The 13139-nt window shown below is 31.0% G+C and carries 9 protein-coding genes; 3 read left to right on the forward strand and 6 right to left on the reverse strand.

Going from position 1 to position 13139, the window contains the following annotated elements; genetic code table 11:
• Positions 1-71: 71 nt before the first annotated feature.
• The 4 genes from AC2GW8_RS13705 to AC2GW8_RS13720 form a co-directional block, all read right to left on the reverse strand.
• Positions 72-1469: a RagB/SusD family nutrient uptake outer membrane protein gene (locus AC2GW8_RS13705; RefSeq protein ID WP_440880436.1), complete on the reverse strand. Its 1398-nt coding sequence runs from the start codon at positions 1467-1469 to the stop codon at positions 72-74.
• 10 nt (positions 1470-1479) lie between these two features.
• A complete protein-coding gene (locus tag AC2GW8_RS13710; protein WP_440880437.1) occupies positions 1480-4515 on the reverse strand; it encodes a SusC/RagA family TonB-linked outer membrane protein in 3036 nt (1011 codons plus the stop codon).
• 418 nt (positions 4516-4933) lie between these two features.
• Complete coding sequence (locus tag AC2GW8_RS13715) at positions 4934-6430, reverse strand: right-handed parallel beta-helix repeat-containing protein (RefSeq protein ID WP_440880438.1); 1497 nt, start codon at positions 6428-6430, stop codon at positions 4934-4936.
• A gap of 53 nt (positions 6431-6483) precedes the next feature.
• On the reverse strand, positions 6484-7527 hold the full coding sequence (locus AC2GW8_RS13720; protein ID WP_440880439.1) for a glutaminyl-peptide cyclotransferase: 1044 nt from the start codon (positions 7525-7527) through the stop codon (positions 6484-6486).
• Positions 7528-7717: 190 nt separating this feature from the next.
• Here AC2GW8_RS13720 and AC2GW8_RS13725 point away from each other — a divergent pair, with 190 nt between their 5' ends.
• The 3 genes from AC2GW8_RS13725 to AC2GW8_RS13735 all read left to right on the forward strand — a co-directional run bounded on the left by AC2GW8_RS13725 (position 7718) and on the right by AC2GW8_RS13735 (position 10696).
• Complete coding sequence (locus tag AC2GW8_RS13725; RefSeq protein WP_440880440.1) at positions 7718-7969, forward strand: type B 50S ribosomal protein L31; 252 nt, start codon at positions 7718-7720, stop codon at positions 7967-7969.
• 92 nt (positions 7970-8061) lie between these two features.
• Entirely contained in the window at positions 8062-9573 is a 1512-nt protein-coding gene (locus tag AC2GW8_RS13730; protein ID WP_440880441.1) for an FMN-binding glutamate synthase family protein, read from the forward strand.
• Positions 9574-9610: 37 nt separating this feature from the next.
• A complete protein-coding gene (locus AC2GW8_RS13735; protein ID WP_440880442.1) occupies positions 9611-10696 on the forward strand; it encodes a class I SAM-dependent methyltransferase in 1086 nt (361 codons plus the stop codon).
• Positions 10697-10724: 28 nt separating this feature from the next.
• Here the strand turns inward: AC2GW8_RS13735 and AC2GW8_RS13740 are convergent, their stop codons facing one another.
• Positions 10725-11393, reverse strand: a complete 669-nt coding sequence (locus tag AC2GW8_RS13740) for a hypothetical protein (RefSeq protein WP_440880443.1) — start codon at positions 11391-11393, stop codon at positions 10725-10727.
• Between the two features lie 86 nt (positions 11394-11479).
• On the reverse strand, positions 11480-13114 hold the full coding sequence (locus AC2GW8_RS13745; protein ID WP_440880444.1) for a hypothetical protein: 1635 nt from the start codon (positions 13112-13114) through the stop codon (positions 11480-11482).
• Between the last annotated feature and the right edge of the window lie 25 nt (positions 13115-13139).

Genomic DNA, 13139 nt, shown 5'->3' on the forward strand with positions numbered 1-13139 from the left:
GTAGCAAAGGTATATTAAAAAAGAAAAACCTTTAGATATTATCTAAAGGTTTTTAAAAATCTGTATATTTTTTAGAAACTACCTGGGCTTTGAGTAATATTCGGGTTCAAATTCATTTCATCATCAGGTATTGGTAGTATAACTTTATCAGCACCTGGAGCTGATTCTACCCCATTATCGGGTCTCAAGTTTCTATTATTTCTTAATAAATCCATACGTCTATGTCCTTCGAAACAAAGTTCTTTTCTTCGTTCTGTAAGAATCTGATCAATATTTACAGAAGCTAAAGCAGGTAAACCAGCTCGTGATCTTAAACGATTAATATCATTTAGAGGTGTGTCACCAATACTTGATCCAGCATTTAGGTTTGCTTCAGCTCTGATTAAATACATTTCTGTTATTCTTAAAACGGGAGATAAAGATGCCGCATTTGTACCATCAGAATATTTTGTAGTGAAAAATGTGTTATTACCCCCAGCATCCGCTGCAGCAACAGAGAGGTCAGAAAACCTCAAATCTCCAGCCTCATCATTGAATGCATCTATAAGGTTTTGAGAAAATGGGGCATCACCTCTTCCTAAAGGAGCTGCGTTATAAAAAGCTGTAGAGCCACTTCCTACAATAGGATCAGCGCTCGAATTTATAACAGTAAATATGTGTTCTGGATTTTCACTTTTATCATTGTAAAAGTCATAATTACTAGACAAACTGTACTGACCAGATTGTATTACTTCGTTAGCTAAATTAGCGGCATTACTCCATTGTTCTCTATAAAGATATAATCTAGCTAAGAGAGCCTGAGCAGCTCCTTTAGAAGCTGAACCATTACTTCCATTAGGTAAATTAGCTATAGCATCGTTCAAGTCACTCTCAATCTGATTATGAACTTCATTCAAAGTTGACCTCTCCTTTTGAAATGGACTTATATCACCTTTGAAGAATTCAAAAACTAGGGGTATACCAAGATTTGTACCACTAGAAAATTGATAAGGTTGCGCAAATAAATTAACTAATTCAAAATTTGAAAGAGCTCTTATAAATTTTGCTTGTGCAATATAGGATCTCTTTTCAGCTTCCGTGATTAAATTACTAGAAATAGCAGGGAAATTTGTTATAATAAAATTAGTTGCTGCTATGTTTTCAAATGTATCTATCCAATACCCATCTATTGATCTATTGGTAGCAAGTGTTTGGTAATCTCTTATATCTCTTAAAGAAGGGAAACTTCCAACAAAGTCTACATTGTCAGCCATAAATTCAGCAACCATTTGTGGTTGTCCATAAATATCCGAATCTTGTAGCTTACTGTATATTCCTGTCACTGCACCTTTTATTAGGTTTGGACTTGTAAGAACAACACTTTGTTCGATACTATCTTCTGGTTTTAAATCTAAATTATCATTACACGCACTTATTGATAGTAATAGTGCAATGAAAGAAACTTTATATAATTTTATTATTTTCTTCATATTTGATTTTTTAAAAAGTCAATGTTAATCCAATTGAATACGATTTGGCTTGTGGCGCAGTAAAAAAAGACTCACCTTGAAATCTTGGGTCGATATCATCAGTTACTTCAGGGTCAATACCTTTTAATTCACTAGATTTGATAGTAAATAAGTTCGTTGCAGTTGCATATAACCTTGCACTTGTAAAGAATTTCGAGGTTCCTAAAATATCATTGGATATATTGTAGCCAAGTGTTATGTTTTTTAGTCTTAAATAGGATCCATCTTTTAGTTGTAATGTAGATGTTTGGGCATAACTATCAGCAGTAGAGCTTGAAGGGCTTGGTAAAAAAGCATCATCACCAGGATTCCTCCAAAAATTTAAATTTTGTTCTCTAACATTACCAATTCCGCCAATAGCATTAAAACCATCAATAAATCGCAGACCGTTAATCATTATTTTATTACCGTAAGAATAGTTCATTAAAAATGAAAGATCAAAATTATTATATCTAAATGTATTTGTGATACCTCCAGAAAAATCAGGTAGAGGATTACCTACTACAACACGATCATTTGAATTAGGGGTTGTCGTTTTATTGCCGTCTATATCTAGCCATTCAGCATCACCTGTTTCTGGGTTAATTCCCGAATATCTAATTAAGAAGAAGTTGTTTAGAGATTCTCCTACAATAGCTCTTTGATTACCATTGTCGAGTATTTTTCTGCCTTCATTATCTGTGGCTGCTTGATCAAATAGTTCAGTTATTTTATTGTCTATAAATGATATATTAAGACTAGTTTTCCATTCAAAATTATCGGTTGAAATATTGGTTGATGATAAATCAAATTCGAATCCCGAATTTTCCATCGCCCCCACATTAGCTGTTACAGTATTATACCCTGTTTGAGGAGGTAATGGGACACTCAATAAAAGATCATTTGTTTTCTTGATAAAGTAATTAGCATTTAACGATATTTTATTATTTAAAAATCTAGATTTGATTCCAATATCAAAAGTAGCGCTTTCTTCCCACTTTAGATCAGGATTCTCTGGTTGACTTGGAATAATACCAGATTGACTATTATAATTTCCTTCTGATCCACCTGAAAATAAGCCTAAGGCAGGTAGATAACCAATTCTATCATTACCCACAATACCATAACTACCTCTTAACGATAAGTAATTAAAGAAACTATTGTTCATGAATTCTTCTTGTGAAATAACCCAACCTCCTGAGACAGACCAAAAGTTACCAAATCTATTATTTCTTCCAAATCTAGAAGAACCATCACGCCTGAAAGATCCTTCTACTAAATACTTGCCTTTATAATCATAAGAAAGTCTTGAGAATAAACCATATAATCTATTCGCATCACGGTCACCTTCACCCCTTACAAAACTTACATTTTCTTGATTAGCTGCACCTAGGTTTCTAATGTCATCAGATATAAATTCTGTACCAGAAATATTAGATCTGGTACGCAATGTCTCTTCATAAGTTAAACCTGCAGTAATGTTTAAATTATGGTCATTAGCGAAAACTGTACTATAATTTAACGTTTGATTTGTCAACCATCTATCTTCATTAACTAAAAGTTGTTGGGCACTTCCTCCTGGTTTACCGTCTGCTCCGGGAGCATTGAATTCCGCTTGTCTTCCAAATTCTTCCAGTCTTAAGACATCTATTCCAAATTCAGATCTATATTTTAGATTAGGAAATAATTTAACCTCAGCGAAGGTGTTTCCGATTATTCTAAAGGTTTTCAAAACGTTTTCATTTAAATCAACACGCGCAAAAATATTCGGAATGAAAGTGCCTGATTGCAAGAAATTTCCTTCATTATCATATGCCAACTTTGTCGGGTTCTGTAAAAAACCTGTTGTAAAAGGTGCGTTAATTGAATTTTCAACAGCTATTCTGTTCAGAGTTGTATGAGTAACCCCCATGTTTACCCCCAATTTTAACCAGCTCTTAGCGTCCATGTCTAAATTAACTCTTGCGCCAATTCTTTCTTGGTCGTTTCCAATAATAAAACCTTCTGCATCTTGATAATTTAGTCCGAAAAAATATGAATTTTTTTCACTTCCTCCTCTTGCGCTTAAAGAGTATCTTTGGGTATAACCAATTTTTTGAACACCGTTTAGCCAGTCTGTTCCAGGGTCACCGAGTGCACCATGACCTAAATCTTCTGGATTAAGATTTGTTCCTTCTTGTATGTTGTGAACGTCAGTTCTGAATGTTCTCCATTGGTCAGCGGAAAGTATATTGGGCGTGTCAGTTGCTTCAGTTATTTGAGTACTTACGTCTACAGTTATTTTAGCATCTGTGTTTTTTCTTCCTTTTTTTGTAGTAATTAAAATTACACCATTTGCACCTCTAGACCCATAAATACTAGTTGCTGCCGCATCTTTTAAAACGGTAAAAGTACCGATGTCATTTGGGTCAATATACGACAAAGGATTTGCACCAGTATTCCCACCATTATCACTTGTATTATCTGTATCCGTTATTGGCATTCCATCAATAACAATTAGTGGCTGACTTCCAGCACTAATAGTGCTGATACCCCTTACTCTAATTACAGAGGCAGCACCTAAAACGCCCGAAGAGTTTACCAACTGCACTCCAGAGGCTTGTCCTTGAAGTAATTGATCAGCAGAGGTCACTTGAAGATCCTCTATATCTTTCTCTTTTACAATAGATACATTTTGAATAATTTTCTTCTCTGTTTGTTCACCATATCCAACAACAACGATTTCATCTAATAAATTGTCATTTTCCATCAAAACATTAACCTGGTTTGAATTGGCGACTGTTTTTTCAATATTTTTCATCCCTACGAAACTAAAAATAAGGACATCTCCTGTTTTCGCTTTGATAGAATAATTTCCGTCAAAATCAGTTTCAGTTCCCGTTGATGTTCCTTTTTTTAGAACTGAAACCCCTGGTAAAGGTCCGGATTCATCAGAAACTGTACCCGTGATAGTACGGTCTTGTGCAAACGATATCTGCACAGCCAACGCTAGAAACAGCGTTAAAATTCCGTTAAATTTTGTTCTCATTTATATAACTATTTGAATTAATTATTGGCTAAATTCTTAAATAAATCTTAAAGAAACAATTTTTTAACAGGAAAAAGAACTTGAAAGTTCAAAAAAAGCAAATAAAACGTTAAAGTATGCACTATTATTACTGTTTGTAGATGTTAATAAAAATTAACATAAATGTTTTTTATAAATTGAGTTGATCGAAAATTATTGAGCAAATTGTTTAAACAGTTTTTTATACTTAAACAATTATTTTTAAATAATTTTTTTAAGTATTTCTATCAACAAATCTCTCTTGAGAATGTTCTTAATATAAATTATAGAGAGATTATACACATACGTGTAGTGATCTGATACATTCTTGTTTGTAGAAAAGTTTTAAGGCTTTTTCGGAGCATTAACCTAAAGAAGAAAATGTATTTTATGTTTGAAGTTATTCTTCTACAAACTGAAAAGCTCCTATATCAATGCGTGTATTTCTTGAATTTCCCACAATATCTTCAGATATACTAGATCTAGTTCCTTTATTAATAGCATCACTATCTTTTAAAATAGAAAATTTATTTTTATTAATATTTTTGAATGCAGGGTTGCCATTTAATATATTATTTTGGTAATGAACATTATTGTTGAAGTTTAGTTCTTCAATATCGTCATAATTATCGTTGATATCGTTGAACTGAATTAAGCAATTTTTAAAATTATAATTAAAAAGACTTGTTTGTAATTTGTCTAGTACAAGTTCAATATTACTATTTCCATCAATAATCGAGTTGGTAAAGTTTGCTTCCATCAAATCTCTTATTTCAGTTACTTCTACACCGTCGTCATTTGTATAAGTAAAATGATTGTTTATAATCACGGCAGGCAATTCTCGTAATCCTTGTGACCAATTATTGGCAAAAGTCGCATGTGTAAAATTATACTTGCCTCCATGTGTACAGGCAAGAGAAGACTGTCCAGCATCTCCTATTACCAAATTATTGGCGATAATGTTTGAATTTCTAGCAAAAAGCCCATAGGCTCCTGAATCATAGATTTCACAATTTTGAATAGTAAGCGATGGTGTAGGAGAAAAGCCTTCGACTAAGGTTCCAACAACCGCATTTTTTATTAGTACGTTACTAAATTGATTATTTATACTACCAGATCTTATCCAGATAGTACCCCATTGGCTTGGAACATCATCAAACCGATGCTCTAAACGATCTCCTTGAAAAATGATTTTTTTATCTATCGAACCATTAGCTTTTACTTGTGCATTACGATCAACTACAAGTCCTGAGTTTTCATGAAAATGAATATTAGTGCCTTCTTCAATGGTTAATGTTTTACCTGAAGGAATGGCCGCATAACCATATATTATATAGGGTTTTTCTGCAGTGAAAATAAGCTCTGAATCTTTTAGAAATCGTCCTTGGATATCAGTTTTTTCTCCATTGATAACTAAGGTTTCTATTTGCAAGCCATTTTTATCTGGATAAATAAAATGGGCATCTTTAACCAATGTTACTAAGTCAACTATTTGTTCCTTATCACCATTATCAAATAACAGTTTGTCTGTATAAAGAGGATCTGATAGAGAAGCGTGATCAATTGTTGTTTCTATAAATATGTATATACTATCTTTGGCTAATATATCTATGTTATCGAATTCCTTACCCGGTATACCGTCTACATTCAGACGATAGTTAGAGCTAACTCCATTTTTGAGTTTTATTTTCGGAATGGTTAGATCATTGTTACTTCTGTTGTATACTTTTAGGTTGTAAGTTGAAGAACCAATATTACTGAAAATGGTATCTAAAAAAACAGTGTCCTTTGAAAATTCGAGTTTTCCTTGGTTTGGTTTAACTTCAAAATCTTTTCTACAAGAACCGATAGAAAATAAAATTAAAATAACCCCAAAAAATAATATACCTGATCTCATGAAAATACTAGAAGAAAATTATAGCCATTTTTAATAACCTATTATATCGTGAATTATTGTTTAACTATTTCTATTTCAAATAACTTGTTCCAGTGCTTTCCTGTTACAAAGAGCCTGTCATTTTCTTTATCGAAAGCTATTCCATTCAAAACTTCATCTTCATCAACTATGTTTTGCGTTTTCTTTACAGTTTTAACTAAGTCAGTTAGGTTAATAATACCTTCTACCGTTCCATCGTTTGAGTTTATTTCAGCGATTAGTGGTTTTTGCCAGTAATTTGCATATATTTTGCCATTGATTAACTCTAATTCATTAAGTCGTTTAATAGCTTTTTTATTTGTGTATACTTGTATGCTTCTCTTTTCTTTTTGATCTTTAGGGTCTAAGAACCATATTTTGTTGGTGCCATCTGATTTTATTAATTCTGTCTTGTTATGCGTTAATCCCCAACCTTCATTACTTTTGTCATAGCTAAAACTTCCTAGCCTTTCAAAAGTTTCTAGATTATAAATAAAACCTTTACGAGCTTGCCAAGTAAGCCAGTATATTTTATCATCATAAATGGTCATTCCTTCACCGAAATATTTCTTTTCTAGATCCTTTTTTTGTAAAACTTTACCTGTTTTAATTTCTACTTTTCTTAAGCTAGATTTTCCTCTTCTTCCTGTTGTTTCGTAAAGAAATCCATTATGATATTCTAGCCCTTGTGTATAGGCTTTTGAATCATGTGGAAATGTATTTTTTATTTTAAAAGAATATAATTTTGGAGATTTTGGAGCGAAAATTTCAATAGAATTATTGAGTTTTTTAGTTTTATTGGGATAAAAAGCGATAGCAGTAACCAAATGTTTTCCAACACCAAAGTCTATGGTATTTATAGTAATTGAACTTTCGTTTGTATTTACACGATTGCGATTAACATAAATTTGAACAGAATCAATTTTGTTACCTGTTAATTGTTCAAACTTTATGTTTGCCTTTTCTCCCAGTGTAGTTTTTTGGGTAGTATTTAGTTTGAATTTATAATTATTATCACTGCAAGACACACATAGTCCTAGAACTAAGCAAATAAAAATAAGGTGATTACTGATGTTCATGATAGTTTGATGATTTATTTTCAAATTTAATTTTGCACTACAAATTAAAACAATTTATTGTTTGGATATTAAAAAAAAGAATTAAATTTGCAAACTCAAAATAGCCATTGCAGGTTTTTGGTCTTTTGAATAAACTAAAAGATTTACCACCTTTTAGTAAGTTCAATAAAAAATTTAAAGTTACAAAAAAATGAAAAAAGGTATACATCCAGAAAATTATAGGCTCGTTGCATTTAAAGATATGTCAAACGGAGATGTATTCATTACAAAATCTACTGCTAATACAAAAGAAACTTTGGAAGTTGAAGGCGTAGAATACCCTTTAATCAAATTAGAAATTTCAAGAACTTCTCATCCATTTTATACTGGTAAATCTAAATTAGTAGATACAGCTGGTCGTATTGATAAGTTCAAAAACAAATATGCTAAATTCAAAAAGTAATTTGGATTTTACACAAAATCAAAGCTCTGAGTTAATCAGGGCTTTTTTTGTGTAATAGAACTTAGTATTTTTAGATTTTGTAACCTGTTATTATGAGAGATACCATTTTAGCTATTGTGCTTATAATTAATGCTTTGAGTGCAGTATTGACTTTTTTTAAACCAGAAACGGGAAGTTTTATATTATTAATTATCTCAACCTGCTTAACACTTTTAGCACTTTTTGATGCCTTTATTCAAAAAAAACATTCGTTAATGAGATCATTTCCGATTATAGCTAGACTTCGCTGGGTTTTTGAAGAAGAAAGAGAAAAAATTCAACAATACTTTATAGAAGATGATTTAAATGGAACGCCAATCAACCGAGAGAAAAGAAGTATTGTATATCAAAGGTCAAAAAAAGAAATAGAGACAGTGCCATTTGGAACTCAACACAATGTTTACGGAAAAGGATATGAATTTATTAAGCATTCATTGTTTCCTGACAACTATAAAAATATAAAAGGAGAACGTGTTTTGATAGGGTCGGATAAATGCATTCATAAATACAATGCATCTATAATTAATATTTCGGCAATGTCATTTGGATCCTTAAGTAAAAATGCTATTATGGCGTTAAATCAAGGAGCAAAAATGGGAGGATTTGCACATAATACAGGAGAAGGAGGGATCTCTCCATACCATCTACAAGGAGGAGACTTAATATTTCAAATAGGAACAGGGTATTTTGGTGCGGGTAAAACAGAGGGAGGTATTAGAGTTTTTGATGAAGAAATTTTTAAAAATAATGCAGTCAGACCCGAAGTGAAGATGATTGAAATAAAATTCTCACAGGGGGCAAAGCCTGGGCATGGAGGTATTTTACCAGCAAAAAAAAATACAGAAGAAATAGCGGAAATTAGATCGGTTGAACCTTTTACAAGGGTAGATTCACCTCCGATTCATTCTTCTTTCTCGAATTTTGAAGAAATGATATGTTTCATACAAAAGGTACGTGATCTTAGTAATGGAAAGCCTGTTGGGATTAAACTTTGTGTTGGTGATACAGAAGAAATAGAAACAATGATTAAACAGTTTTCCGATTTTAATAATTATCCTGATTTTATTGCAGTTGATGGAGGGGAAGGCGGTACAGGTTCTGCTCCTTTAGAGTTTACAAATTATATAGGAACGCCATTAATTGATGGTCTTGTTTTTATACATAAAACATTGATAAAGTATAATTTAAGAGATCAAGTTAAAATTATTGCAAGTGGGAAGGCTGTTGATGCTTTTGATGTGGTTAAATATTTGGCACTTGGAGCTGATGTTATAGGAATGGCTAGGAGTTTTATGTTAAGTTTAGGATGTATTCAGGCTCGTGAGTGTAATTTGGATACGTGCCCTGTTGGTGTAGCTACACAAGACGAAGACTTGGTTGAAGCTCTTGTTGTATATGATAAAAATCAAAGAGTTAAAAATTATCATGAAAAAACAATTGTAGCTGTTAAAGAGATGGTTGCCGCAATGGGTAAAGATTCTATCTCTAGTATAGAATCCAAAAATATTTTTAAGAGAGTTGAAGGGAAGGAAATCATAAATTACGAAGATATATATTACAATTAAAAACAAAACTTTAATTCAATATTAATTAAAAAAATCATTGGTTTTAGAAATTTATCAAGAGGAAGTTATTTTAGAACGTTATCCGAAAACAAACGACGCTAGTTTACGAGCTTGGAGTAATGCGGAGTTAATGTTACTTGAATATATAAAGGATTATCCTTCTCAAAAAGTTTATACATTTAATGATCGCTTTGGAGTATGGAACTGCGTTTTAAAACAGCGCGATATTAAAACTGTTGTTACTTATGCAAGCCAGCAAAAGGCAATACTTAAAAATATGGATTTAAATTCTCTTAATTTTGATCCGAATTTTGTGAACCCTTTGGATAAATATATAGATATTGATCTTGCATTGATTAAGATTCCTAAGTCTTTAGAGCTTTTTGAGTTGTTTTTACATAATATATGTAAAGATGCAAATGAAAATACGGAGGTGATATGCTGTTTTATGACAAAATATTTTACAAAAAAGATGGTAACTATTGCTAGCTTGTATTTTAATATAGTAGAGCAAACCAAAGCATGGAAAAAAGCACGCTTGATGATTCTCAAATCTCCTAAGAAGGAAATTCTTTCAAAAAAAATGATGAATTCGATTTTATTTAAAGAAAAGCAGTTTTTTCAATATTACGGTGTTTTTTCATCTAGTGGAATTGACTTAGGGACACAGTTTTTATTAAAGCACTTATCGCTTAGAAAAAATGAAATAAATGTTCTTGATTTGGCATGTGGGAATGGTGTTATCGGGTGCGTTATTGCTGATCAAAATCCAGATACCATTATTACATTTGTAGATGATTTTTCGCTGGCTATAGCATCTTCAAAGATCAATGCAGTAAATATAAAATCCAATTTTATTTATGCAGATACTATTGAAAGTCTAAAGGGAAGTAATTTTGATATTATTATTTCCAATCCACCTTTTCATTTTGAACATGAAAATAACATAGAAGTTAGCCTCTCATTATTTAAAATGGTTTTTTCCTGTTTAAAGAATGGAGGAAGGTTTGTCGTTGTGGCAAATAAACACTTAAATTATAAAACACACTTAATTAAAATTTTTTCTAAAGTTCAAATTTTAAATCAGAATGAAAAGTTTGCGGTATATGAATGTTTAAAATAATTTTTTATGGGTTATATGAGAGTTTTTTTCATAGAAAAATAGCTAAACCAAAGATTAAGTTTTCAGAATTAAAGTTAAAGTTTATGTTGCTTGATAATGTTTCTTTGTTTAGATCACTTGAAACTGTAGCAACAGAATAAAAACTTAAAAAACCAAAACTAGCTTCAAAAGCAATATTTTCGGATATAAATAAAGAAATCCCAGGTCTTAATCCTATTTCAAAAATATTAGACTTAATGTATGAAGTATTTGAGTTATTTTGTTGTTCATTATTGTTTTTTGTTTTTTGAGAAACATTGGTATCGATTAATTCGGTTTGAACAGAGAGTAAAAACCTATTATTTACAGTTAAAAGTTTTTTGACGAATAAAAATAAGCTTTCCGAATTGTATTCACTGCTATAGGTGGTATTATTACCATTAAAATTTTCACTATTATTATGGGTTATACGCATTCCAATACCAATAGATAAATTATCATGTATAAAATAGCCTAATTTTGTAGCTATATTGTACCCAAATATTTTGCTTTCGGGATATCTATTTATGCTACTTAAATTTCTGTTTTCAGATGAAATTGCTATGCCACCATAAAAATAAATATCTCCTTTATAAATGGTTGTCTTTTGTCTTCCAATTTGACTAAACGCATTTCCAAATATTAATAAACATGTAGTTATAAATAAAAGCCTTCTCATGAGAATGAAACTTCTGGAACAATATCAGTTATTTATAAGGTACGCATAATTCACTCAATAAAAATGTTTCGAGAAATATTTTTGTTTTAAATATTTGATTTGCCTATTCTAAAATTAAATATAAATGATTGAGCTTTGTAATATTTATCTTCGCTATTTTTCCAATTCGACTGTTTAACGTTACAATAAATCACATTATTATCATCGGGAAAAATCAAAAGTGTTTTAAGGTCAGGGTCAGCTTTAAGAAAACTTGGAAATTCGAAATGGGTGAACAAACCATGGTAATCAAAAACTTTATCATAGTTTGCTAAGAACCTGTTTGAAGGACTGCAAGCTCTAACAGGGGTATCAAAAGTTCTTAATATGTTAAGATCGCCATTTAACTGATAATTCTTCCAAAAAATATTTTGATTATCAGTTGAAAAGAAAAGCTCAGGAGATTCATCAGGTTTTATTGACTTGCTCAAAGGTTGTTCAATTAGTTTAATTAAATTGTTATTGTAAGAATAAGGGTATAATTGGCTATTGTAAGAATTGTTTTTTCCTGCGTAAATCGTATTACTTTTTGAATTGTAAATGATGTCTGAAAATGTTAATGGACTTACAATTGACTCCATTATAAGCGAGCCTGTATTGTTGTCTAATATTGTGAATTTTGATCCTGGTCTGCTATTTGAATTACTATAATAAAGTAATTTTCCACCAGAGCCAAGCCTTATTTTATTGATATTCCAATTATCATTAGAAGTCATTAAAGTAGAGGGTTGAAGATTGTCTAAGTTAAGTTTTATTATTTTTTTATTTTCAGATAAAAACAGGGTGCTACTATTTTTAGAGACTTCAAGATCAGTAAAAAATGATTGCTTTAATATGTGAGAAGAAATATGAAAAGTGTCTTTTGTTTGATTAATTATAACAAGTCCATAATTGTCAGATTCGTAATTTGGGTGTCCGATTAGTGCATATAATTGCGGTCTATTTGGGTCTTTAATAATTTTTCTAATATAATATGGAAATACTATGAATTCTCCAGGATGTGCTCTTTCAATATTACTACCGACGATATGCTTTGTGAGTTTTTTTGTTTTAACGATAATTTGATAATTTTTTTCATCAATGAAAGATTCGAAATTTTTATACTCTAATTTTAAGGTGTTTATATCATTTATTTCTGCTATTGGTTCAAATTTTTCGCTGAAAATCTGATATGAAATAAAGTCATTACCCTCATATTTTGTCCAATTTAATTTTACTGATCGGCTCGTATTTTTTGCTATTAACTGAATAGTGTTAGAAAGTGTTATAGAATCTTTTGATATGATTTTTTTATCTTTTAAAAAGGCTTCAAAGTAAATAGTATGAACTCCTACACTCAACTTTTTTGAGATGTTACTTTCAAAATCAACATCTGGTGAGCCTCTAAAAAGAATTCCATCAATACTGCTTTTCCAAGTAACTTCTATGTCTGTGTTTTTATAGGTAGCTGAATTATTATCAGTATATTTTAAGGAAACAAAACCGCTAAATTGTTTCGTGTTTTTTGGATTTTCAAAAATTCCCGTTTTTCCTTGACTATAAAAGGAATAGTCTCTTGATTGAATAGGGGACTTTATGGCTGTCGAAACATTGACTGTTTCTAAAATTTGGTTTTGATCAGAAGATATAGATCCTGAAAGGGATGCCAACTCATCTGAGCAACTAGAGATTACTACTAACATAAGTAGCAACAGAGTACAATTTCTC

The sequence above is a fragment of the Tenacibaculum profundi genome, assembly GCF_057162725.1.